The 22,814-nt window shown below is 62.6% G+C and carries 19 protein-coding genes; 6 read left to right on the forward strand and 13 right to left on the reverse strand.

Annotation, left to right across the window (positions count from 1 at the left end):
• Positions 1-148 precede the first annotated feature (148 nt).
• Positions 149-1,432 carry an aspartate aminotransferase family protein gene (locus H0I86_RS28890; RefSeq protein WP_180923039.1) on the reverse strand — a complete coding sequence of 428 codons (1,284 nt, stop codon included), beginning with the start codon at positions 1,430-1,432 and terminating at the stop codon, positions 149-151.
• Positions 1,429-2,127, reverse strand: coding sequence for an MOSC domain-containing protein (locus H0I86_RS28895; RefSeq protein ID WP_180923040.1), 699 nt, complete (start codon positions 2,125-2,127; stop codon positions 1,429-1,431). Before H0I86_RS28895 ends, H0I86_RS28890 begins: the two co-directional genes overlap by 4 nt.
• A 102-nt stretch (positions 2,128-2,229) precedes the next feature.
• Between H0I86_RS28895 and H0I86_RS28900 the strand changes: the two genes are divergently transcribed.
• Positions 2,230-3,138, forward strand: coding sequence for a LysR family transcriptional regulator (locus tag H0I86_RS28900; protein ID WP_180923041.1), 909 nt, complete (start codon positions 2,230-2,232; stop codon positions 3,136-3,138).
• A 237-nt stretch (positions 3,139-3,375) separates the two neighbouring features.
• On the opposite strand, the gene H0I86_RS28905 is transcribed toward H0I86_RS28900, so the two are convergent.
• The 10 genes from H0I86_RS28905 to bioB form a co-directional block, all read right to left on the reverse strand.
• Positions 3,376-5,154: an acyl-CoA dehydrogenase C-terminal domain-containing protein gene (locus tag H0I86_RS28905; protein ID WP_180923042.1), complete on the reverse strand. Its 1,779-nt coding sequence runs from the start codon at positions 5,152-5,154 to the stop codon at positions 3,376-3,378.
• Between the two features lie 201 nt (positions 5,155-5,355).
• On the reverse strand, positions 5,356-7,152 hold the full coding sequence (locus H0I86_RS28910; protein ID WP_180923043.1) for an acyl-CoA dehydrogenase C-terminal domain-containing protein: 1,797 nt from the start codon (positions 7,150-7,152) through the stop codon (positions 5,356-5,358).
• A 90-nt stretch (positions 7,153-7,242) separates the two neighbouring features.
• On the reverse strand, positions 7,243-8,535 hold the full coding sequence (locus H0I86_RS28915) for a GGDEF domain-containing protein (protein WP_180923044.1): 1,293 nt from the start codon (positions 8,533-8,535) through the stop codon (positions 7,243-7,245).
• A 218-nt stretch (positions 8,536-8,753) separates the two neighbouring features.
• Positions 8,754-10,559 carry a phenylacyl-CoA dehydrogenase gene (locus H0I86_RS28920; RefSeq protein WP_009051192.1) on the reverse strand — a complete coding sequence of 602 codons (1,806 nt, stop codon included), beginning with the start codon at positions 10,557-10,559 and terminating at the stop codon, positions 8,754-8,756.
• Between the two features lie 302 nt (positions 10,560-10,861).
• On the reverse strand, positions 10,862-11,158 hold the full coding sequence (locus tag H0I86_RS28925) for a pyrroloquinoline quinone biosynthesis protein PqqE (protein WP_180923045.1): 297 nt from the start codon (positions 11,156-11,158) through the stop codon (positions 10,862-10,864).
• Positions 11,159-11,265: 107 nt separating this feature from the next.
• The gene (gene bioD, locus H0I86_RS28930) at positions 11,266-11,946 is read right to left on the reverse strand and encodes a dethiobiotin synthase (RefSeq protein WP_180923046.1); all 681 of its coding nucleotides are present in this window, start codon (positions 11,944-11,946) and stop codon (positions 11,266-11,268) included.
• Entirely contained in the window at positions 11,943-12,755 is an 813-nt protein-coding gene (gene bioC / locus H0I86_RS28935; protein ID WP_180923047.1) for a malonyl-ACP O-methyltransferase BioC, read from the reverse strand. The genes bioD and bioC overlap by 4 nt, the downstream gene beginning before the upstream one ends.
• Positions 12,748-13,479 carry an alpha/beta fold hydrolase gene (locus H0I86_RS28940; RefSeq protein WP_009051196.1) on the reverse strand — a complete coding sequence of 244 codons (732 nt, stop codon included), beginning with the start codon at positions 13,477-13,479 and terminating at the stop codon, positions 12,748-12,750. Before H0I86_RS28940 ends, bioC begins: the two co-directional genes overlap by 8 nt.
• Positions 13,472-14,650, reverse strand: coding sequence for an 8-amino-7-oxononanoate synthase (bioF, locus tag H0I86_RS28945; protein ID WP_180923048.1), 1,179 nt, complete (start codon positions 14,648-14,650; stop codon positions 13,472-13,474). Before bioF ends, H0I86_RS28940 begins: the two co-directional genes overlap by 8 nt.
• A gap of 140 nt (positions 14,651-14,790) precedes the next feature.
• Positions 14,791-15,846 (reverse strand): biotin synthase BioB, encoded by a 1,056-nt coding sequence (bioB, locus tag H0I86_RS28950; protein WP_180923049.1) that lies wholly within the window; start codon positions 15,844-15,846, stop codon positions 14,791-14,793.
• 91 nt (positions 15,847-15,937) lie between these two features.
• Here bioB and H0I86_RS28955 point away from each other — a divergent pair, with 91 nt between their 5' ends.
• The 5 genes from H0I86_RS28955 to rarD all read left to right on the forward strand — a co-directional run bounded on the left by H0I86_RS28955 (position 15,938) and on the right by rarD (position 21,816).
• Positions 15,938-16,678, forward strand: a complete 741-nt coding sequence (locus tag H0I86_RS28955; protein ID WP_180923050.1) for a ComFC family protein — start codon at positions 15,938-15,940, stop codon at positions 16,676-16,678.
• A gap of 64 nt (positions 16,679-16,742) precedes the next feature.
• Positions 16,743-17,507, forward strand: coding sequence for a TOBE domain-containing protein (locus H0I86_RS28960; protein WP_180923051.1), 765 nt, complete (start codon positions 16,743-16,745; stop codon positions 17,505-17,507).
• Positions 17,508-17,683: 176 nt separating this feature from the next.
• Positions 17,684-19,585 carry a PhoX family protein gene (locus H0I86_RS28965; RefSeq protein ID WP_180923052.1) on the forward strand — a complete coding sequence of 634 codons (1,902 nt, stop codon included), beginning with the start codon at positions 17,684-17,686 and terminating at the stop codon, positions 19,583-19,585.
• A 148-nt stretch (positions 19,586-19,733) separates the two neighbouring features.
• Positions 19,734-20,708 (forward strand): serine/threonine protein kinase, encoded by a 975-nt coding sequence (locus H0I86_RS28970; protein ID WP_180923053.1) that lies wholly within the window; start codon positions 19,734-19,736, stop codon positions 20,706-20,708.
• Positions 20,709-20,928: 220 nt separating this feature from the next.
• The gene (gene rarD / locus H0I86_RS28975) at positions 20,929-21,816 is read left to right on the forward strand and encodes an EamA family transporter RarD (RefSeq protein WP_180923054.1); all 888 of its coding nucleotides are present in this window, start codon (positions 20,929-20,931) and stop codon (positions 21,814-21,816) included.
• A gap of 225 nt (positions 21,817-22,041) precedes the next feature.
• On the opposite strand, the gene H0I86_RS28980 is transcribed toward rarD, so the two are convergent.
• Positions 22,042-22,560, reverse strand: a complete 519-nt coding sequence (locus H0I86_RS28980) for a glycine cleavage system transcriptional repressor (protein WP_180923055.1) — start codon at positions 22,558-22,560, stop codon at positions 22,042-22,044.
• Positions 22,561-22,814 lie beyond the last annotated feature (254 nt).

Genomic DNA, 22,814 nt, shown 5'->3' on the forward strand with positions numbered 1-22,814 from the left:
CCTTCAAGACTTGCTAGTGGTTTTGCAAAAGCTCGAGACAAAAAAACGCCCCGTGCGAAAAATCGGACACGGGGCGATGCGTTATACCGCGAGACGGTTCGGGAATTCTGTCAGGGCAAGATCGGGTATGGCGGGACCAGAGCTGGCTTTAAACCACCAGTCCCTTGCGGCATTGCAGCTGCGCAGTGCGTACTCGCGAAAAGGCCCGCGCCAGGCGCAGCAGCATTTCGTCGATATTCGTCTTGCTCACCGTCAGCGCCGGGGTAAACCGCAGGCAGTCCGGCTGCGTCGCGGCCAGCAGCAGACCTTCGTAGCGAGCCGCCTTGACCACGGCCTCGGCCGAGTCGTCGGCCAGGCTCAGGCCCCAGAACAAGCCCTGCCCGCGCAATTTTCCCTGGGCATAACGGTTAGCCAGGCGGGCCAGACCTTCGCGCAAGTACTGGCCGTTGTCCCGCACATGCTCGAGAAAGCTGTTATCCAGCACGCTATCGAGCACCGCCATGCCCGCCGCGGTCATCAGGGCATTGCCGTGATGGGTACCATTCAGCTCTCCCACCTCGAAGCAGCAGGCCTTGCCACGCGCCAGCAAGGCCGCCAAGGGCACGCCGCCGCCAAGACCTTTGCCCAGGGCAACGATGTCAGCGCGCACGCCATAGACCTGTTCAGCCAGCAAGGTGCCGCAGCGGCCGATACCGGTCTGCACTTCATCCAGGATCAGCAGAATGCCTAGCTCGCGACACAAGCGCTCGACACCCTTGAGGTAATGCTCGGTCGCCGGAATCACCCCGGCCTCGCCCTGGATCGGCTCAAGCATGATCGCCACGGTCTGCGCGTCCACCGCAGCATGCAACGCCGGCAGGTCGTTGAAGGGGACATGACTAAAACCCGCCAGCTGTGGCTCGAAGCGATTGGCGATGTTGCTGCTGGCTGACGCCGACATTGCCGCAAAGCTACGACCGTGGCAGCTACCGCTGGCGGTGATGATCTTAGACGCGCCACTGCGATGCAGCTGGCCCCATTTGCGGGCCAGCTTGATCGCCGCCTCGCAGGCTTCGCTGCCACTGCTCAACAGATAGGCCTGGTCGCTACCGGTGCTGCGGCACAAACGTTCGCTGAGGTTGAGCATGCCACGGTTGTAAAAGCCCGAGCCGGGGTTGATCAGCGACTGGGCCTGGGCCGTCAGCGCCTTGACCAGCGCCGAGGGGCTATGGCCAAGGCTGTTGGCGGCGTTGCCCTGGACGAAGTCGAGATAGGCGCGGTCATCGCTGTCCCACAGCCATGAGCCCTGGCCACGCACAAATACTGGATGGGGTCGCTGGACGCTGGGCATCAGGCACTCACTGGAAAGATTGTCACTCATCGGTGACAGGTAGGGCTCGGCCGCCAGATCATCGAGGCTTGGCTGAGGGCGACGCAGGCTGAACAAATTCATGCGCTCAACCCTTCCAGCGGCAGGCCCAGCAAGCGTGAAGACCAATCCTCGACCAGGCCGGTGCGCATGCGCTTGATCGCGATGTCGCGCCAACGCGACGCCAGTGCCGGACAGTCCACCAGTTTCTTCAAGCCCGCATGCTCCAGAGGTTCTCGATAAAAACAGCGCAGGGCCCAGGCCACGGTCAGCCCTGGATAGCTGCGCTGGATCAGCTCGAAAGGCTGATCGGCACTGACGAAGCCGGGTTTGAGCACCCGGTAGAACCAGCCGCAGCGACCATTGTTTTGCGCCTGTTGCGGCAGGTCGGGGATGCCCCAGCGGTGGCTCAGGCGATAACAGGGCGAGCGTGGCTGGCTGACCTGCAGCAGCGCGCCGCCCCAGCGAAACATATCGCCCAGGCAGACCTGCTCTTCGGTCAGGCCGTGGGTGGACAGGTTTTCGCCAAAGGCTGGGGCGCACCAGTCGATCTGTGGATAACGCTTGCGCCAGTAGCGGTAGTGCTCGGCGGGATAATGGTGCAGCGCCCGCTCCGGGCCGGTATGAAACCGTGGGTCGCCGTGTTCGTCGCTGCCCAGGCCCTGCGGCCATAACCAGAGTCGGTTTGCAACCGGACGTTTGTCCGTATCACTGATCAAACCCTGTCCGAGGTTTTTTGCCTTGCCTATGTAAACACCATCCACGTAAACGGTATTCATCGCGCCTTCTGGCCCTGTAAGCCCTGTGAATAGGGGTTAGACTAGGCTTCTCCGACATGTCGGGCCATTTCGATTTTCCAGCTTTTTCGATAAGCAGAACTTATGGATTTTAAACAACTGCGTTATTTCGTCGCGGTGTATGAAGAAGGTCACGTGGGACGCGCCGCCGAGCGCCTGTCGATCTCCCAACCCGCGCTCTCGCAACAGATCCGTCAGCTGGAACAGAACCTCGACGTCAGCCTGTTCGAACGCAGCAGCAAGCGCCTGTTACCGACCCTGGCGGCCCATACCCTGTACAACCATGCCCTGCCCTTGCTCGACGGCATGCAGCGAGCTCGCGAAGCCCTGGGCAACTTCAAGGGCCAAGCCCTGCGCACATTGGCAATCGGCGTACTGCAAACGGTGCACAGCAGCCTGGTGCCACAGATGCTCGAACGGGTGCGCAAGGCCCAGCCGCACCTGGTGGTGCAGATCTACGAACTGACCGGCCTGGAAATCGAACGGCGCCTGCTCAATGGCTCATTGGATACCGGCATCAGTTATCTGCCGCCGCGCCAGCCAGGGCTGCACGGTGTGCAGCTCTACGAAGATGAGTTGACCCTGGTGATTCCCGCCGAGCATCCCCTGCGCGAATTCAAGAAGGTCTCCATGAGCCAGGCCGCGGAGCTGCCCATGCTGTTGTTGGGCGAGGAGTTCCAGATACGCCAGATCTGGCAGGCACAACTGGCCAACCTCGGGCGCCGGCCGCAGGTGCAGGCGGAACTGAACAATATGGCGGGGATTCTCGACAGCCTGCCCAACACCCGCCTGGCGACGGTCCTGCCGGGGCGCTCGCGTCAGACCCATAGCCATACGGACCTGTTATGGAAACCGCTGAGCGAACCGAGGGTGCCGTTGAAAGTGGGGCTGGTATGTCGTGATGTGCAGCGTCAGCAGGCAACCCTGGAGTTGCTGCGAACCTTGCTGGAAGAAGAGATGAGCGGCCCGGCGACGCTGGAAGGGCTTGGTTGAACAAGCGCAGAAAAAAAACGCGGGCAAAAGAAAACCCCGCCGAAGCGGGGCTTTGCAGACTGTTTCCCTGACATCCTTTTCACTCCACCATCCTGGCGGAATCCTACGTGTCCGTGTTATTGCTTTGCGCTTCCTGCGCGACGTCCATGTGAAGTAGATTAGCTCTGGATCCAATCTGCCGATATGGGTGATTAGCAGCACGTCACGTAAGAGAAAGCTTACATGACGCGCACATACTCAGAACTGCGCCGCATCCAGCAGGAACAGTGATTCGCTACCCGCCTTCACCGATGCGCTCAGCGAGTGAATACGCGGCAGCAGCCGGGCGAAGTAGAAGCGCGCGGTACCCAGCTTGCTGGCGTAGAAATCGTCTTGCGACTCCTTGCCCAGGGCCGCTTTCGCCATCAACGCCCACATATAGGCGTACGCCGTGTATCCGAATGCTTGCAGGTATTCGACCGAGGCCGCGCCGATTTCGTTCGGATTGCTCTTGGCCCGATCCAGCAGCCAGGCAGTCAGTTCGTCCAGGTTATCCAGTGCGTCGTTCAACGGTTTGGTGAACTCGGCCAGATCGGCGCTGGCAGTCGCGGTGAAATGGCGAATCTCGTCCGCGAACAGCTTGTAGAACGCCCCGCCGCTACCGACGATCTTGCGCCCGACCAAGTCCAGCGCCTGGATGCCATTGGTACCTTCATAGATCTGGGTAATGCGCACATCGCGCACCAGCTGTTCCTGACCCCATTCGCGAATGTAGCCGTGGCCACCGAAGATCTGCTGGCCATGAACCGTGGTTTCCAACCCCAGATCGGTGAGGAAAGCCTTGGCCACCGGCGTCAGCAGGGCCACCAGATCTTCCGCGCGCTTACGCACGGCAGCGTCTTCGCTGAACTTGGCGGTATCCAGTTGCATCGCCACATAGGTGGAGAACGCACGGCCGCCCTCGTTCGCAGCTTTCATGGTCAGCAGCATGCGCCGTACGTCGGGGTGCACGATGATCGGGTCGGCAACCTTGTCCTTGGCCTGCGGGCCGGTCGGCGAACGGCTTTGCAGGCGATCGCGGGCGTACTCCACAGCGTTCTGGTAGGAACGCTCGCCCGAGGCCAGGCCTTGGATACCGACGCCCAGACGCTCGTAGTTCATCATGGTGAACATCGCCGCCAGTCCTTTGTTCGGCTCGCCGACGATGTAACCGACGGCTTCGTCGAAGTTCATCACGCAGGTGGCCGAAGCCTGGATGCCCATCTTGTGTTCGATCGAACCGCAGTTGGCCGGGTTGCGCGCGCCGAGGCTACCGTCGGCGTTGATCAGGAACTTCGGTACCAGGAACAGCGAAATGCCCTTCGGCCCCGCCGGTGCGTCCGGCAGCTTGGCCAGCACCAGGTGGATGATGTTCTCGGTCAGGTCGTGCTCACCGCCGGTGATGAAGATCTTGGTGCCGCTGACCTTGTAGGAACCATCGGCCTGCGGTTCGGCCTTGGTGCGGATGATGCCCAGGTCGGTGCCGGCATGCGGCTCGGTGAGGCACATGGAGCCGGCCCAGACGCCCGCATACATGTTTGGCAGGTAGGCCGCCTTCAACTCTTCGCTGGCGTGGGCGTTGATCGACAGGCAAGCGCCCGCGGTCAGCATCGGGTACAGGCCGAACGACAGGCCGGCCGAGTTGACCATTTCCTCGACCTGGGCGGATACCGCCTTGGGCATGCCCATGCCGCCGTAGGTCGGATCGCCGCCGACGCCGACCCAGCCGCCTTCGGCATAAGTCTGGTAGGCCTGTGGAAAACCTGCCGGCGTGGTGACCGCGCCATCGCTCCAGTGACAGCCCTCTTCGTCGGCGGCGCGGCTCAGCGGGGCGATACTTTTGCCGGTGACTTTGCCGGCCTCCTCAAGAATCGCTTCGACGGTGTCGGCGTCGACGGTGTCGGCCAGAGCAGGCAGTTCGGCCCAGAGTTTGGCGACCTCGAAAACTTCATTGAGGACGAAGCGCATATCGCGCAGGGGCGCTTTGTAGTCAGCCATGGCAAACCTCGCAAGATCTAAACAAGTGGACCCGAACGGCCCCATTTACGAAAGCTCGAGTGTACCCGAACAACTTTTAAGACACATAGGGTCAACTCGTGACTTATATGTAATTTTTAGTCACCACAAATCGCAGGCAAACCCATCCCCGCAAAAACCTGCAGGAGTGGGTTTGCCCGCGATGGACGATTACATGGAAACCTAGAGCGCAAACAGCTCCGCCGGCAGCGTCATCAAGCAATCACTGCCCGCCTCGATCGCTGCCTGATGGGACGCCGTGCGCGGCAGCAGACGCTTGAAGTAGAACTCGCAGGTCGCCAGCTTGGCCTGGCAATAATCGGCATCATCTTCACCGGCATCGAGCCGGGCCTGGGCCACCAGCGCCATGCGCAGCCACAGGTAGGCGAGGATGATGTAACCGCTGTACATCAGGTAATCCAGCGCCGCGGCCCCGACCTCGTCAGGGTTCTTCATCGCCGCCATCCCGACCTTGGTGGTCAGCGCACCCCACTGCTGGTTGAGCCCATTGAGCTGCGCCACATGCCCCCTGAGCTGTGGATGCTCGGCATTCGCCGTGCAGAATTTGTGGACGATCTTGGTGAACCCCATCAGCAGCTTGCCCTGGCTGCCGAGCACCTTGCGTCCCAGCAGATCCAGGGCCTGGATGCCGTTGGTGCCTTCATAGATCGGCGCGATACGGCAGTCGCGCACCAGTTGCTCCATGCCCCATTCTCGGATGAAGCCATGCCCGCCAAACACCTGCATGCCGTGGTTGGTCACTTCCAGCCCGGTTTCGGTCATGAAGGCCTTGCAGATAGGTGTCAGGAAGGCCAACAGGTTCTCGGCATCCTGGCGCTGGGTTTCATCGGCGGCCAGGTGCGCCACATCCAGCAACTGCGCGGTGAAATAGGCCAGTGCACGATTGCCTTCGTTGAAGGCTTTCATGGTCAGCAGCATGCGCCGTACATCGGGGTGGACAATAATCGGGTCGGCGGCCTTGTCCGGCGCCTTCGGCCCGGTCAGGGAGCGCATCTGCAGGCGGTCGTTGGCGTATTTGATCGCGCCCTGGAAGCTCGCCTCACCCAGGCACAGCCCCTGCATCCCGGTACCGAGGCGAGCGTGGTTCATCATGGTGAACATGCAGTTCAGGCCCTTGTTGGCCTCACCGATCAGGAACCCCTTGGCGCCATCGAAGTTCAGCACACAGGTGGCCGAAGCCTTGATCCCCATCTTGTGTTCGATGGAGCCGCAGCTCACACCGTTGCGCTCGCCCGCCTCGCCGTCGGCGTTGGGCAGGAACTTGGGCACGATGAACAGCGAAATACCCTTGGTGCCCGCCGGCGCATCCGGCAGCTTGGCCAGCACCAGGTGGATGATGTTTTCACTCATGTCGTGCTCGCCGGCCGAGATGAAAATCTTGCTGCCGGAAACCACATAGCTGCCATCGGCCTGGGGCACGGCGCGGGTCTTGATGATGCCCAGGTCGGTGCCGCAATGGGCTTCGGTCAGGCACATGGTGCCGGTCCATTGGCCGGCGGTGAGCTTGCTCAGGTAGGTCCGTTTCTGCTCTTCGCTGCCATGGGCATGAATCGCCGACATGGCACCGTGAGTCAGGCCCGGGTACATGCCCCAGGAGGTGTTGCTGGAGCCGACCATCTCGCTGATCACCAACCCCAGTGAATGCGGCAGGCCCTGGCCACCGTAGCTCGGATCCGCTGCCAGGCCGTGCCAGCCACCTTCGACATACTGGGCGAAAGCCTGCTTGAAGCCTTTTGGCGTGGTGACCACGCCATTGTCGAAATGGCAGCCGTCTTCGTCGCCGGAGCGGTTCAGCGGCGCCAGCACGTTTTCACAGAACTTCGCCCCTTCTTCGAGGATCGCGGCCACCATGTCCGGGCTGGCATCGCTGGCTCCCAGAGCCGCATAGCTGGAATGAAAGTCGAAGACGTGGTCGATCAAAAAACGCATGTCGCGCAGGGGAGCTTTGTACTCGGGCATGGTCGTTTCTCCGGTAGCAGATCGATCCAACCTACTGCCGCTCATCCGACCTGCCAATCACAGTCCAGACGCTGAATGCGCCGCTATCACTCAACCCGCAGCGGTGTCCATGCGTACCGCGCCACGGCGGTTCTGACCGAAGGCCATGACGCAGTTACGCCCTGCCCCCTTGGCGCTGTACAACGCCTGGTCGGCGGACTTGAGCACCTCTTCCGGCGAGCGGTGCTCCATCTGCCGCTCGGCGACACCGATACTGACGGTCACCGACACGCTGGACGCCGCGGCCGCGCCCCGGCGCTGACGACCCTGCTGGTCGTCCTGCGGGCGACTCTCCTGATTGCGCAGTTGAATGTTGTAGTTGGCGATGGTCTCGCGAATGACTTCCAGGTGCGGCATGCATTCCTCGAGGGTCTTGCCGGCGAACACCACCGCAAACTCCTCGCCGCCATAACGATAGGCACGACCGCCGCCACTGACCTTCGACAGCTTGCTGGCCACCAGGCGCAGTACCTGGTCGCCCACGTCGTGGCCGTGGGTGTCGTTGAATTTCTTGAAGTGATCGACATCGCTCATCGCCAGCACATAGTTGCGGCCCAGGCGCTGCATACGCTCGTTCAAGGCGCGGCGCCCCGGCAAGCCAGTCAGTTCGTCGCGGAAGGCCATCTGATACGCCTCGTGGGCAACGGCCGCGGCGATCATCAACATCACCTGGCTGCACATGATGTTCAGGGTAAACGGCAGGATGAAGGTCTTGGGCAGCATCCAGAACAGCCCCAGCAACCCCACCAACTGCGCCGCATGCAACGGGCGTGGGTTGCGCCAGTACTGGATCGCCAACAATAGGAAGGCGGCGAGAAACACCGGATACGACAACTGGATCAGGCTCATCCAGGCGCCATGCAGGGCCGGCCAACGGATTTCCGCCAGCCAGGCCAGCAGCGCCTGGGGATAACTCTGCTCCAACCCCAGCGCCACACTGCCAAAGGCGAGCAATACGGCAAAGCGCGCCACCATGTCCTGGAACAGGTGGGTACGCTCCTGCCAGGCCGCGAACAGGCCGAACAGCAGCGGTAACAGCAGACAGACCAAGTGGAATACCACGGCCGCATCCTCGCGCACCTTGCCGTTGTCGCGGTAATAGTCAGTCTGGGTATCGAGCAGGAAATAGGCGATGTACACCGTGACCATCAGGAACAGTTCCCGCTGGCGCCGATACACCGCGCAGTAGGCACCGCCGAGCAACAGCACCAGGGTCGGCAAGACGTTGAACAGCGAGGTGAAGAAGACGTTGAGATCCTTGACGTAGGCGGCCGCAAGCCCCGCAAGCAGGAGTAACAATGACGGAAGAAAATGGCTGAAACGTACAGCAGAAGAACGCGGCAAGGTAAAGCTCCGACGCGGCTAAACAGTTGATGGCACTATGCCTTCACCGGACATAGTTAAACAGCACAAATGTGACACATATCACATTGCCACCTCTGTAACGGCAAGGATCGGCTTCTTCTTAACGTTTTAGTCGGATTATTTTCAGATTCATCCCGCGCACAAAAAAGCCGCTTCTCCCGAAGGAGAAGCGGCTTCTGAATGGACCTCGGTAAGGCTTAGTAAGCCAGGCCGAAATCTTCTTCTTTCATGTCCATCAGGTTGTTGGCACCCGACAGCATGGCCGCAACGTGAGTGCGGGTACGCGGCAGGATGCGCTGGAAGTAGAAGCGCGCGGTCTGCAGCTTGGCGGTGTAGAACGCCTCTTCGGTGGTACCGGCAGCCAGCTTTTCGGCAGCCAGGCGCGCCATGTCGGCCCAGAAGTAAGCCAGGCAGGCATAACCGGAGTACATCAGGTAGTCCACGGACGCAGCCCCGACTTCTTCACGGTCTTTCATGGCCGCCATACCGACCTTCATGGTCAGCTCGCCCCATTCCTTGTTCAGCGCAGCCAGCGGTGCGACGAACTCTTTGACCGACTCGTTGCCTTCGTTGCTCTGGCAGAACTTGTGGACGATCTTGGTGAAGCCTTTCAGGGCTTCGCCTTGGGTCATCAGCACTTTACGGCCCAGCAGGTCCAGCGCCTGGATGCCGGTGGTGCCTTCGTACAGCATGGAAATGCGGCTGTCGCGAACGTTCTGCTCCATGCCCCACTCGGCGATGAAACCGTGGCCACCGTAGATCTGCACACCGTGGTTGGCGGCTTCGAAGCCGACTTCGGTCATGAAGGCCTTGGCGATAGGAGTCATGAAGGCCAGCAGGGCGTCGGCTTTCTTCTTCTCTTCTTCATCCACGCCGTATTTGACGATGTCGACCTGCTTGGCGGTGAAGTAGACCATGGCACGGTTGCCTTCGGCGAAAGCCTTCATGGTCAACAGCATGCGGCGTACGTCAGGGTGCACGATGATCGGGTCGGCGGCCTTGTCCGGCGCTTTCGGGCCAGTCAGGGAGCGCATTTGCAGACGATCGCGAGCGTATTTCAGGCCACCCTGGAAACCGATCTCGGCGTGGGCCAGGCCTTGCAGCGCGGTACCCAGGCGAGCGGTGTTCATGAAGGTGAACATGCAGTTCAGGCCTTTGTTCGCCGGGCCGATCAGGAAACCGGTGGCCGCGTCGAAGTTCATCACGCAGGTGGCGTTGCCGTGGATACCCATCTTGTGTTCCAGGGAACCACAGCTCACGGCGTTGCGCTGGCCGACGGAGCCATCGGCGTTCGGCAGGAACTTCGGCACGATGAACAGCGAGATGCCTTTGGTGCCAGCAGGAGCATCCGGCAGGCGGGCCAGAACGATATGGACGATGTTGTCGGCCATGTCGTGCTCACCGGCCGAGATGAAGATCTTGGTGCCGGTGACTTTGTAGGAACCGTCGGCCTGAGGTTCGGCCTTGGTGCGCAGCATGCCCAGGTCGGTGCCGCAGTGCGGTTCGGTCAGGCACATGGTGCCGGTCCACTCGCCGGATACCAGCTTGGTCAGGTAAGCCTCTTGCTGCTCAGGCGTACCGTGTTCGGAGATGGTGTTCATCGCGCCATGGGACAGGCCTGGGTACATGCCCCACGACCAGTTGGCTTCGCCGACCATTTCGCTGACAGCCAGGCCCAGGGACTCCGGCAGGCCTTGACCGCCATGCTCGACATCGTGAGCCAGGCTTGGCCAGCCGCCTTCGACGAATTGCTTGTAGGCCTCTTTGAAGCCAGTCGGGGTCTTAACGCCGGACTCGCTCCAGGTGCAGCCTTCCAGGTCACCCACACGGTTCAGAGGGGCCAGTACCTGCTCACAAAACTTCGCGCCTTCCTCGAGGATGGCGTCAACCATGTCTGGAGTAGCGTCCTGGCAAGCCGGCAGGCTCTGATAGTGCGCTTCATAGCCGAGCAGCTCGTCACGAACGAAGCGAATATCACGCAAGGGGGCCTTGTAGTCAGGCATAGCGATAAACCTCTGCTGATGTAACCGGGAATGAACGACCGCGTTGATTTATTGTGGCGGTCAAACAGTTGTTTGAAACATACGTTTACGCCCAAACCTTGTCAAGCACCACGCAAACACCGTTCGTCATCGATCCTCTACAGGCCTTGCACGCCAAGGCCCACAGCGAATGCCGTGAAATATTCGGAAGCTAAATTGAGTGTAGGAGCTGGCAGGCCAGCAAGACGGAAGAAGGGACTGTGCAGGGTGTTCTTGCGCGGACCACCCTGCCCGAAAAAACGGGCAGGGCTACCGAGGGAGGGTCAAGCGTAGGTGTCGATCAGCGTACCAAGCACTTCATCGGCGGCCTTGGCGACTTTCACGCCCAGCTCCGTCTGGATCTTGCCCATGGACATCTCGACCATGTTGCTGGCCAGGTCCGATTGCTGGCTGCGATCGACGGACCGCAGGCGCTCGACCTGGACTTCGGAAGACTGGCTGGTGACAGAACGCTCGATGGTCGTGCTGGCGATCTGGCTGGCCGCCTGATCGACACGGTTCTGCCCGGTCTGCACGGTACTCAGGCCGGCGTAAAAAGCGGTATTCCCGGAAATTTCCATGGGAGGACTCGACCCTGCAAGGAATGAACAGCGGCTATTGAACCAGACGCGCCAGGAAAAGACCCGTCAAAAACACTAATAGCACAGTGCCACATCATAGGCAAAATCTAGTCAAGCAGGTCCAGCTGCAGATGCTCGGCCACTGCTTCGGCGCTGATCGCCTTCAATCTCGGGACCCGTCCCAGACAAGGAGCAGGCAAGCGTTCCGCCAGTGTGGCGAGGTTTTCCTCTAGCCGCGAAGTCTTCGGCTCGATGATGTTGGCCACCCAACCCGCCAGCTGCAAACCGTCCTGGGCAATCGCCTCGGCCGTCAGCAGGGCATGGTTGATACAGCCCAGGCGCACGCCCACCACCAGGATCACCGGCAGATCCAGGGCCATGGCCAGGTCGGACAGGTTGTCCTGGTCGGCCAGCGGCACACGCCAGCCGCCAGCCCCTTCGATCAGGGTGAAGTCCGCCCCCTTGGCCAGCACCTGGCGCATAGGCGTCAGCAAGGCCTGCACAGTCAACGCCACACCAGCCTCGCGGGCCGCCAGATGAGGAGCGATGGCCGGTTCAAAGGCCAGTGGATTGACCTCGTCGTAGGTCAGGGGCAACGAACATTCGGCCAGCAAGGCCAGCGCATCGGCGTTACGCAGCCCCTTGGGGGTCAGCTCGCAGCCTGAAGCCACCGGTTTCCCGGCCGCCGTGCTCAGCCCCGAGAGCCGCGCGGCATGCAGCAAGCCAGCGGCGACGGTGGTCTTGCCAACATCGGTGTCTGTCCCGGTAACGAAATAGGCTCGGCTCATAGCGGCTTCTCCAATACGGCGTAGACCACCTGGTAGGTCGCGGGCAATCCCTGCGCTTGACGGAACTGTTCGTAGGCGTCGATCAGGCCCCTGATCCGCGCCCGCCCTGTCAGCCCACCGGGCCGTCCAGGGTTGAGATTGTGCGCTCCCAGGGCCTTCAACTCATGGGTCAGGCTGCGCACATCGGGGTAGTGCAGCACATGCGGACGGGTTTCCAGGCTCAGCACCTGCAAACCACTCGCCGCGCACAGCTGTTGATACGTGCTGAACTCACGGAAGCGGTTGACGTGCACCATGCCGTCGACCTGACGCCAACTGTCGCGCAATTCGTACAGCGTACCGACGCACAGGCTGGCGAAGGCCAGCACGCCGCCCGGCTTCAGCACTCGATGCGCCTCGCTGAGAACCGAACGGAAGTCCGCGCACCACTGCACCGCCAGGCTGGAGAAAATCAGTTCGCAACTCTGCCCCTGCAACGGCAAACGCTCGGCATCACCGGCAATGAAATACTGCGCCCCGCCCAGCGGACGGGCGTGCTCGAGCATGCCTTCGGCGATGTCCAGCGCCAGCCCTTCGCTGGCCGGGAAGCGCTCGCCCAGCAGGCGGCTGAAATAACCGGTGCCGCAGCCCATGTCCAGCCAGCGGCCAGGCTCGCGGTCTTGTGGCAGGCGGCTCAGCAACTCGTTACCGACGTCGCGCTGCAGTTGCGCCACGCTGTCGTAACTGGACGCCGCGCGGGAAAAGGAAGCCGCCACTTGGCGCTTGTCGGGCAAGCTGCCGGGTGGCTTGGGAAGGGACAGATCAGTCATCGCCGGACTCATGCAAAAAAGCCTGGATCGCCCCCGCCACACCGTGGGGATCCTCCAGAAGAAACGCGTGGCTGGCCTGTTCAATCAGACCAACTTCGACATCGGGCAACAACGCCAGCAATTCGCCCGCGGCTTCGGCCGGCACCAGTCCGTCGAGCCCGGCGAACAGATGCAACTGCGGCCCACGAAACGCCTGCAGGGCATGGCGGGTATCCAACTGCGCCAGCAACTCCAGGCCGGCCATCAATACCGCGCCCGAGGTATGCGGCGCGCCGCCCGACAGCAGGCGCGACAGGCCGCGTGGATCTTCGGCGCCCTGGGCGCACAGCAAACTGAAGCGCTTGAGGGTGGTGCGCGGGTCGGCGTTGCAGCCGGCCAGAAACCCGTCGAAGGTCTCCCCCGGCATCGCGCTCGCCCACTCGGCGTGAGCCACGAAACTGGGGTTGCTGGCCAGGGTCAACAGACCGCAGCAGCGCTCGCCACGACGCGCCGCCAGCTCGGAAGCCAGCATGCCACCCAGCGACCAGCCACCGAGCCAGGCGTTGTCCGGCACGCTGGCGTCCAGTTCGTCGAGCCACTCATTCAGGTCGCTGGACTCCAGCTCCGGCAACGGTTCGATCTCGACCCGCAGGTGTTCGTCCAGCCCCTGCAGAGCCGCCGCCAAGGGTTCCAGCGGCGATACGCCGAGGCCCCAACCGGGCAGCAGAATCAGTCGATCACGCATGGCTTGGCTCCGGTCCCGGTTCGCTAAAACAATCCGCCAGTGCATTCAACAATAGCTGGACCTGAGCCTCACTGTGAGCGGCGGACAGGGTCACCCGCAGGCGGGCGCTCCCCGCGGGCACGGTAGGTGGACGAATCGCGCTGACCATCAGGCCGCGCTCGCGCAGCATCTGTGACAGGCGAATCGCCCGCGCGCTGTCGCCGATCAGGATCGGCTGGATCGGCGTGAAGCTGTCCATCAGAGTCAGCCCGATCTGCTCGGCGCCCTGGCGGAACTGGCGGATCAGCCTGTTCAGGTGCTCACGCCGCCAGTGCTCGCTGCGTAGCAACTCCAGGCTTTTCAGGGTGGCGCAGGCCAGGGCCGGTGGCTGGCTGGTGGTGTAGATATAGGGACGAGCGAACTGGATCAGGCTTTCGATCAGTTCCTCGCTGCCGGCGACAAAGGCGCCGGCGGTGCCGAACGCCTTGCCGAGGGTGCCCACCAGGACCGGTACATCTTCCTGGCTCAAGCCGAAGTGCTCGACGATCCCTCCGCCGTTGGCCCCCAGTGGCCCGAATCCATGGGCGTCGTCAACCATCAGCCAGGCGCCCTTGGCCCGGGTTTCGCGAGCCAGGGCCGGCAGGTCGGCCAGGTCGCCGTCCATGCTGAACACGCCATCGGTGACCACCAGGGTATTGCCGGTGGCTTTCTCCAGGCGCTTGGCCAGGCTCTCGGCATCGTTGTGCAGGTAACGGTTGAAGCGCGCGCCGGAAAGCAGGCCGGCATCCAGCAACGAAGCGTGGTTGAGGCGGTCTTCCAGCACCGTGTCGCCCTGCCCCACCAGCGCGGTGACCGCGCCGAGATTGGCCATATAACCGGTGGTGAATAGCAATGCCCGCGGGCGACCGGTGAACTCGGCCAGGGCTTCTTCCAACTGGTGATGGGGCGTGCTGTGGCCGATCACCAAGTGCGAGGCGCCACCGCCCACGCCCCAGCGGGACGCACCGGCGCGCCAGGCCTCGATCACTTGCGGATGATTGGCCAGGCCCAGGTAATCGTTGTTGCAGAATGCCAGCAATGGCTGGCCGTCGACCACCACTTGCGGCCCTTGCGGGCTTTCCAGCAGTGGACGCTGACGATAGAGGTTTTCGGCACGACGGGCAGCGAGACGCGCGCGGAGATCGAAAGACATGCAGGCCTCGATGATCGGACGATGATTGCCGTAGCCGCTGCCGCAGGCTGCGATCGACCCGAAGGGGCGCGAGGAGCTTGAGTCCATCGAGGTCCTGCGGACCTATCGCAGCCTGCGGCAGCGGCTACAGGGAGAGATGCTTAAACCGCGGCGTTATAGAACTGCTCGCTGCTCTTCTGCTCCACCAGCGCCTGCTCGATGGCGGCCTGGTGCACCTCGTCGGCGTGCTCTTCGCGGGCTTCCGGCAGGATGCCCAGGCGCGCGAACAGTTGCATATCCTTGTCGGCCTGCGGGTTGGCAGTGGTCAGCAGTTTCTCGCCGTAGAAGATCGAGTTGGCGCCGGCGAAGAACGCCAGGGCCTGCATCTGCTCGTTCATCGCTTCGCGGCCGGCGGACAGGCGCACATGGGATTTCGGCATCAGGATGCGAGCCACGGCAAGCATGCGGATGAAATCGAACGGATCGACATCCTCGGAATTTTCCAGCGGCGTGCCGGCCACTTTCACCAGCATGTTGATCGGCACCGATTCCGGATGCTCCGGCAGGTTGGCCAACTGGATCAGCAGGCCGGCGCGGTCATCGAGGGACTCGCCCATGCCGAGGATGCCGCCGGAGCAGATCTTCATCCCGGCATCGCGCACGTAGGCCAGGGTCTGCAGGCGCTCGCTGTAGGTGCGGGTGGTGATGATGCTGCCGTAGAACTCCGGCGAGGTATCGAGGTTGTGGTTGTAGTAGTCCAGGCCGGCCTTGGCCAGGGCTTCGGTCTGGTCCTGATCCAGGCGACCGAGGGTCATGCAGGTTTCCAGGCCCATGGCCTTCACGCCCTTGACCATTTCCAGCACGTACGGCATGTCCTTGGCCGACGGGTGTTTCCAGGCCGCACCCATGCAGAAACGAGTCGAACCTATGGCCTTGGCGCGCGCGGCCTCTTCGAGGACCTTCTGCACTTCCATCAGCTTTTCTTTTTCCAGGCCGGTGTTGTAGTGACCGGACTGCGGACAATATTTGCAATCTTCCGGGCAGGCGCCGGTCTTGATCGACAACAGGGTGGAAACCTGGACGCGGTTGGCGTCGAAATGCGCGCGGTGCACCGTCTGCGCCTGGAACAGCAAGTCATTGAACGGCTGGACGAAGAGGGCTTTGACTTCAGCCAAAGTCCAGTCATGACGCAGATTGGCGGTGGTGCTGGCGCTCATGGGCGATTCCTTGATTATGCTTGGCAAGCGGTGGCGGGAAGGGAATACCCACAGCCGCGACACGGATGTTGGGCATATTTAAGGAAGCGCCATGCAGTGTCAACCACATTACCAAGGACAGGTTTACATCTGGTTAAAAAACAAACAAACCTGTTTGCTTTGCGATGAGCCGACCGACACGCCCCAACCCATTTGCACCGCCTGTGAAACCGAACTGCCGTGGCTCGGCGATCATTGCCAGGTCTGCGCCCTGCCCTTGCCCGCGGCCGGCCTGACCTGCGGCCAGTGCCTCAAGCGACCGCCGGCCTTTGCCCAGGTGGTGGCGCCCTGGCGTTATGGCTTTCCGGTGGACAGCCTGGTCAGCCGTTTCAAGCACAACGGCAAATGGCCCTTTGGCCGACTTTTGGCCGAACTGCTCGCGCAATCGCTGCAACATCGCTATGCCGAGGACCTGACGCAACCCGACGCCCTGCTGCCGGTGCCCCTGGCCCGCAAGCGCTTGCGCCAGCGAGGCTATAACCAGGCGGCGATGCTCGCGCGCTGGCTGGGCGAGATCCTGCAAATCCCCTGCGACGAAACCTCGTTGCTGCGCACCCAGGACACGCCATCGCAACAAGGCCTGGATGCCAGGGCGCGACAACACAACCTGCGCCACGCCTTTGCCCTGATGCCCGAGGCGGCGGTCCATGGCCGACACCTGGCGCTAGTGGACGACGTGCTCACCACCGGCGCGACTGCCCACGCCCTGGCGCGGCTGTTGCTCACGGCCGGGGCGCGGCGGGTTGATGTCTACTGCCTGGCACGTACGCCAAAACCCGGCGAGCCCGACTGAACTTGACTCTCGGCCCTCAAGCCGCAAACTCCCTTTCCATTCCCAGCGTTCAAAGCGTTCCGCCATGCCCTTGCCCACCTTGTTGACCCAGCACATCGCCCGTCGCCCGCAGCGCATCGCCCTGCTGCAGCACATCGCCGAACAGGGCTCGATCACCCGTGCCGCGAAAAGCGCCGGCCTGAGTTACAAGGCGGCCTGGGATGCCATCGACGAGTTGAACAACCTGGCGCAAAACCCCCTGGTCGAACGCAGCGTCGGCGGCAAAGGCGGCGGTGGCGCCAGGCTCTCCGCCGAAGGCGAGCGGGTGCTGCGTCTCTACCAGCGTTTGCAGGCCTTGCAGGCCCAGGTACTGGAAGCCGCCGAAGACGCCGCCGACCTCGATCTGCTGGGGCGCCTGATGCTCCGGACCAGCGCCCGCAACCAGCTGCACGGCACGGTGCAGGCCGTCGAAGCGCAAGGGCGCAATGACCTGGTGCGCCTGGCGCTCGCAGAAGGCCTGGTGATCCAGGCGCAGATCACCCATGACAGCACCCTGCATCTGGAACTTGAGCCAGGCACAGGCGTAGTGGCGTTGATCAAGGCCGGTTGGCTGGAACTGCTAGCCATCGATCAGCCCGCAACACCCGGACACAATTGCCTGCTGGGCACCCTGGAAGCGATCCTCGACGCCGACGACGGCCCCAGCGAAATCCGCATCGCCCTGCCCAGCGGCCAGACCCTCTGCGCCCTGGCCGAACCGCTGCACTTGCGAAACCTTGGCTTGAGCGCCGGCAAGCCGGTGCGGGTGCAATTCTCACCGTCCAATGTGCTGCTCGGCACGCCGCTGTAGCCAGACTTATCACTGCTCTGTAGCCGCTGCCGCAGGCTGCGATAGGTCCGCAGGACCTTGACCGACTGCGAGCCTTCGGCAGCGGCTACACAAAACGGCGAAATGCTTTCGTCGCTGCAATATGTTCGTCATCGACGCTGATTAAGGTGGCTGCAAAATCCTGCAGGAAGCCTGTGATGAGCCTACTAGAAGAAGACCAACCTACCGACCTCGAAAAGATGGTCGGCCTCAGCCGCCGTGGTTTCATCAGCGCCGGCGCCCTATGCGGCGCGGCCATGTTCCTCGGTGGCAACCTGCTGAGCCGCAGCGTGCTGGCCGCCAGCGTCAGCGCCGGTTCCAGCAAGCTGCTGGGCTTTGAAGGCATTGCCGCCGCCACCAGCGATACCATCACCCTGCCGCCGGGCTACAAGTCCTCGGTGCTGATCAGCTGGGGCCAGCCCCTGCAGAAGAACGGCCCGGCCTTCGACCCGAGCGGCAATGGCACCGCCGCGGCCCAGGAGGTCCAGTTCGGTGACAACAACGACGGCATGAGCCTGTTCGCCTTCCCGGACGACAAGAATCGCGCGCTGATGGCGATCAACAACGAATACACCAACTATCGCTACCTCTACCCTCACGGCGGCATGCCGCAGTCGGCGGAAGACGTGCGCAAGGCCCTGGCCAGCGAAGGCGTGTCGGTGATCGAAGTGCAGCGCCGCAACGGCCAATGGCAGTTCGTCCAGGGTTCGCGCTACAACCGGCGCATCCACGGCAACGCGCCGATTCGCCTGAGCGGCCCGGCCGCCGGCCATGCGCTGATGAAAACCAGCGCCGACAAGAGCGGCAGGAAAGTCCTCGGCACCTTCCAGAACTGCGCCAACGGCAAGACGCCATGGGGCACCTACCTGACCTGTGAAGAGAACTTCACCGATTGCTTCGGCAGCAGCAACGCCCAGCAGACGTTCGATGTCGCGCAGAAGCGTTATGGCGCCTCGGCGAGCAGCCGCGACATCAACTGGCATCAGTTCGACCCACGCTTCGACCTGGCGAAAAACCCCAACGAACTCAACCGTCACGGCTGGGTCGTGGAGATCGACCCGTTCGACCCGCAGTCCAAACCGATCAAGCGCACCGCCCTGGGCCGCTTCAAGCATGAAAACGCCGCCCTGGCCGAAACCCGCGACGGACGCGCCGTGGTCTACATGGGCGACGACGAGCGTGGCGAGTTCATCTACAAGTTCGTCAGCCGCGACCGCATCAACCACCGCAACCCCAAGGCCAACCGTGACCTGCTGGACCACGGCACCCTATACGTGGCGATCTTCGACAATGGCGACGGCAACCCGGACCACCCGAAAGGCCAGGGCAAATGGGTCGAGCTGAGCCACGGCAAGAACGGCATCGACGCCAGCAGCGGTTTCGCCGACCAGGCCGAAGTGCTGATCCACGCCCGCCTGGCGGCCAGCGTGGTCAAGGCTACGCGCATGGACCGTCCGGAATGGATCGTGGTCAGCCCGAAAGACGGCCAGGTCTACTGCACCCTGACCAACAACTCCAAACGTGGCGAAGACGGCCAGCCAGTGGGCGGCCCGAACCCGCGGGAGAAAAACGTCTATGGGCAGATCCTGCGCTGGCAGACCGGCCGTGGCGACCACGGCTCGATGGACTTCACCTGGGACCTGTTCGTGGTGGCCGGCAACCCGGCCGTGCATGCCGGCCAGCCGAAAGGCGGTTCGTCGAACATCACCCCGCAGAACATGTTCAACAGCCCCGACGGCCTGGGTTTCGACAAGGCCGGCCGCTTGTGGATCCTCACCGACGGCGACTCCAGCAACACTGGCGACTTCGCCGGCATGGGCAACAACCAGATGCTCTGCGCCGACCCGGACACCGGTGAGATCCGCCGCTTCATGGTCGGGCCGGTGGGCTGCGAAGTCACCGGCATCACTTTCTCGCCGGATCAGCGAAGCCTGTTCGTGGGCATCCAGCATCCGGGCGAGAACGGTGGTTCGACCTTCCCCGAGCACCTGCCGAACGGCAAGCCGCGTTCCTCGGTGATGGTGATCACCCGGGAAGACGGCGGCATCGTCGGCGCCTGATCCACCGCTTCGCGAGCAAGCCTTGCCCCTACACGTATCTGTAGGGGCAAGCTTGCCCGCGATAGCGCCCTCACAGTCACCACCTGTCATCCTTCGTGCGCTACCATGCTTGGCCGGACGCAGCAGCCTGCTGCGCGCAGGAGTCAGCATGTCTCACCCGTTCGAAACCCTTACCCCCGATCTAGTCCTCGATGCCGTCGAAAGCATCGGTTTTCTCAGCGACGCCCGTGTCCTGGCACTCAACAGTTACGAAAACCGTGTCTACCAGGTCGGCATCGAAGACGGCGAGCCGCTGATCGCCAAGTTCTACCGTCCGCAGCGCTGGACCAACGAGGCGATTCTCGAAGAACACCGCTTCACCTTCGAACTCGCCGAATGCGAAGTGCCGGTGGTGGCGCCGCTGATTCACCAGGGCGAAAGCCTGTTCGAGCATCAAGGCTTCCGCTTCACCCTGTTCCCGCGCCGTGGCGGCCGGGCGCCGGAACCCGGCAACCTCGACCAGTTGTATCGCCTGGGGCAATTGCTCGGCCGCCTGCATGCGGTCGGCGCCACCCGCCCGTTCGAGCATCGCGAGGCGCTGGGAGTGAAGAACTTCGGCCACGATTCGCTGACCACCCTGCTGCAAGGCGACTTCGTGCCCAAGAGCCTGCTGCCGGCCTACGAGTCGGTGGCCCGCGACCTGCTCAAGCGGGTGGAAGAGGTCTACCAGGCCACGCCGCACCAGAACATCCGCATGCATGGCGACTGCCATCCCGGCAACATGATGTGCCGCGACGAGGTGTTCCATATCGTCGATCTCGACGACTGCCGCATGGGCCCGGCGGTACAGGACCTGTGGATGATGCTCGCCGGCGATCGCCAGGAATGCCTGGGGCAGCTGTCGGAACTGATGGATGGCTACAGCGAGTTCCACGACTTCGACCCGCGCGAGCTGGCGCTGATCGAACCGCTGCGCGCCCTGCGCCTGATGCACTACAGCGCCTGGCTGGCGCGGCGCTGGGACGACCCGGCGTTCCCGCGCAGCTTCCCCTGGTTCGGCAGCGAGCGTTACTGGGGCGACCAGGTGCTGGCGTTGCGCGAGCAACTTTCGGCGCTCAACGAAGAACCCTTGAAGCTGTTCTGACCCCAGCCTGTATCGGGTCTGTAGGAGCGAGGCTTGCCCGCGATCAAGACACCGCGGTGCATCAGAATCACCGCGGCGAACCTACCGCGGGCAAGCCTCGCGCCTACAGAACCCGGATCGATCACAAAAGCAGGTCACCGCGATTACGCCGACAAAGACACAGCCTGATAAACCTCCTTACAATCACTGCCTTTGTTAGCTGCCTAAGCAAGGATTCTGCATGCAAGCCGCCAACCCGCGTCGCGGGTACATCCTGGGCCTGAGCGCCTATATCATCTGGGGCCTGTTCCCGATCTACTTCAAAGCCATCGCCAACGTGCCCGCCGTGGAAATCATCATCCACCGGGTGCTCTGGTCCGCGCTGTTCGGCGCGCTGCTGCTGATGGTCTGGAAGCATCCCGGCTGGTGGCGCGAGTTGCGGGACAACCCCAAGCGCCTGGCGATCCTGGCCCTGAGCGGCACCCTGATCGCGGCCAACTGGCTGACCTATGTCTGGTCGGTGAACAACGGGCGCATGCTCGAAGCCAGCCTGGGCTACTACATCAACCCGTTGGTGAATGTGCTGCTGGGCATGCTGATCCTCGGTGAGCGGCTGCGGCGCCTGCAGTGGCTGGCGGTGGGCCTGGCGGCGGTCGGCGTGGCGCAGCAGGTGTGGCAGGTCGGCAGCCTGCCCTGGGTCTCTCTGGTGCTGGCGCTGACCTTCGGTTTCTACGGACTGATCCGCAAGCAGGCGCCGGTCAAGGCGCTGCCGGGGCTGGTGGTGGAAACCTGGATGCTGGTGCCGATCGCCCTCGCCTGGCTCTTGTACAACCCCACCGCGACCAGTGCCCAGGCGGCCTTCTGGACCAGCTCCGAAGCCTGGTGGCTGGTGGCGGCCGGCCCCGTCACCCTGGTGCCGCTGGTGTGCTTCAACGCCGCCGCCCGTCACCTGCCCTACACCACCCTGGGCTTCTTGCAGTACCTGGCGCCGACCCTGGTGCTGCTGCAGGCGGTACTGCTGTTCGGCGAACACCTGTCGTCGAGCACCCTGGTGGCGTTCATGTTTATCTGGGCCGGCCTGGCGGTGTACAGCGTGGATGCCTGGTTGAGCCTGCGCAAACGCAGCTGATCAATAAACGTACAAACCTCTACAGGCCACGGTTGGCGCGGCCTGCATCTATCCTTCCCAAGGTTATCCACAGCGTGATCCCCGCCGTTTGTGCACAAGCCCTTGAAACTGCTGGTTTTTTGATCAGATTCCGCAAAGCCTTGGCTGGCTTGGGCTGGCGGTAGGTCTCTACAGGTTATCCACAGTCGCATGCACGCTAAAACTGGATAACCTGCCTTTTCAGGTTCACACCTCGCTGCGCAGCACCAACTCCACCATCAAATCATCCGCCAGGGTTTCCAGGCGCGACTGCAGGACATCGAGGGACAAGGTCAGCGGTACCGCCAGGATCGCTTCGGCATGGAACAGCGGCTCGCTGCTCATGGGCGCCGGGCGCACTTCGGTCACCAGTCGCTCCAGGCTCACCCCCTGCTCGCTCAACAGGCGGGTGATGTCGCGCACGATGCCCGGCCGGTCGTTGCCCACCAGCTTCATGGCGATCGGCTTCCAGGTGCAGGATTGTTCGATGCCGCTTTCGGCGATCAGCACCCGGATGCCCTGGGCCGCCAAGCCTTGCAGGGCGTCCACCAGCTCGTCGTAGGCTTCCGCCGGCACACCGACCCGCAGGATGCCGGCGAACTGCCCCGCCATGCGCGACATGCGGCTCTCCAGCCAGTTACCGCCGTGCGCGGCGATGCATTGGGCGATGCGCTCGACCTGTCCGGGCTTGTCCGGGGCGAATACGGTGAGTACGAGGTGGTCCATGGCGCAACCCTCTGTCAGGACTTTTGTTATAGAAAATCAAGTATAGGCAAGGCTCATCCTGCTGCTTCCCTTGCGCCTGCAGGCAAGGCGTAAAGCCGGAAAACGGTGTGCTGCCGCTGCCGGAATATAAATCGTGTACAACTCCTTGGATTTATATGGAACAATTCAATAGTTTTTTGAGAACATCCTATTCCCCAGCGTGACTGCTCCGCGAACTTGGGTCGCGGAACGACGTATTTAGTCTAATTTTCACA

This window comes from Pseudomonas chlororaphis subsp. aurantiaca (assembly GCF_013466605.1).
Taxonomy (GTDB): Bacteria; Pseudomonadota; Gammaproteobacteria; order Pseudomonadales; family Pseudomonadaceae; genus Aquipseudomonas; species Aquipseudomonas chlororaphis_I.

What these genes read in the sequence shown, in the direction of transcription:
- bioF (WP_180923048.1), bottom strand. Translation starts at nt 14,650, where the DNA reads ATGTCTTTCGATCTCCGCGCGCGTCTCGCTGCCCGTCGTGCCGAAAAC.
- H0I86_RS28965 (WP_180923052.1), top strand. Translation starts at nt 17,684, where the DNA reads ATGAGCCTACTAGAAGAAGACCAACCTACCGACCTCGAAAAGATGGTC.
- rarD (WP_180923054.1), top strand. Translation starts at nt 20,929, where the DNA reads ATGCAAGCCGCCAACCCGCGTCGCGGGTACATCCTGGGCCTGAGCGCC.
- H0I86_RS28910 (WP_180923043.1), bottom strand. Translation starts at nt 7,152, where the DNA reads ATGCCCGAGTACAAAGCTCCCCTGCGCGACATGCGTTTTTTGATCGAC.
- bioC (WP_180923047.1), bottom strand. Translation starts at nt 12,755, where the DNA reads ATGACTGATCTGTCCCTTCCCAAGCCACCCGGCAGCTTGCCCGACAAG.
- H0I86_RS28920 (WP_009051192.1), bottom strand. Translation starts at nt 10,559, where the DNA reads ATGCCTGACTACAAGGCCCCCTTGCGTGATATTCGCTTCGTTCGTGAC.
- H0I86_RS28960 (WP_180923051.1), top strand. Translation starts at nt 16,743, where the DNA reads ATGCCCTTGCCCACCTTGTTGACCCAGCACATCGCCCGTCGCCCGCAG.
- H0I86_RS28900 (WP_180923041.1), top strand. Translation starts at nt 2,230, where the DNA reads ATGGATTTTAAACAACTGCGTTATTTCGTCGCGGTGTATGAAGAAGGT.
- bioD (WP_180923046.1), bottom strand. Translation starts at nt 11,946, where the DNA reads ATGAGCCGAGCCTATTTCGTTACCGGGACAGACACCGATGTTGGCAAG.
- bioB (WP_180923049.1), bottom strand. Translation starts at nt 15,846, where the DNA reads ATGAGCGCCAGCACCACCGCCAATCTGCGTCATGACTGGACTTTGGCT.
- H0I86_RS28905 (WP_180923042.1), bottom strand. Translation starts at nt 5,154, where the DNA reads ATGGCTGACTACAAAGCGCCCCTGCGCGATATGCGCTTCGTCCTCAAT.
- H0I86_RS28925 (WP_180923045.1), bottom strand. Translation starts at nt 11,158, where the DNA reads ATGGAAATTTCCGGGAATACCGCTTTTTACGCCGGCCTGAGTACCGTG.
- H0I86_RS28890 (WP_180923039.1), bottom strand. Translation starts at nt 1,432, where the DNA reads ATGAATTTGTTCAGCCTGCGTCGCCCTCAGCCAAGCCTCGATGATCTG.
- H0I86_RS28895 (WP_180923040.1), bottom strand. Translation starts at nt 2,127, where the DNA reads ATGAATACCGTTTACGTGGATGGTGTTTACATAGGCAAGGCAAAAAAC.
- H0I86_RS28955 (WP_180923050.1), top strand. Translation starts at nt 15,938, where the DNA reads ATGCAGTGTCAACCACATTACCAAGGACAGGTTTACATCTGGTTAAAA.
- H0I86_RS28980 (WP_180923055.1), bottom strand. Translation starts at nt 22,560, where the DNA reads ATGGACCACCTCGTACTCACCGTATTCGCCCCGGACAAGCCCGGACAG.
- H0I86_RS28940 (WP_009051196.1), bottom strand. Translation starts at nt 13,479, where the DNA reads ATGCGTGATCGACTGATTCTGCTGCCCGGTTGGGGCCTCGGCGTATCG.
- H0I86_RS28970 (WP_180923053.1), top strand. Translation starts at nt 19,734, where the DNA reads ATGTCTCACCCGTTCGAAACCCTTACCCCCGATCTAGTCCTCGATGCC.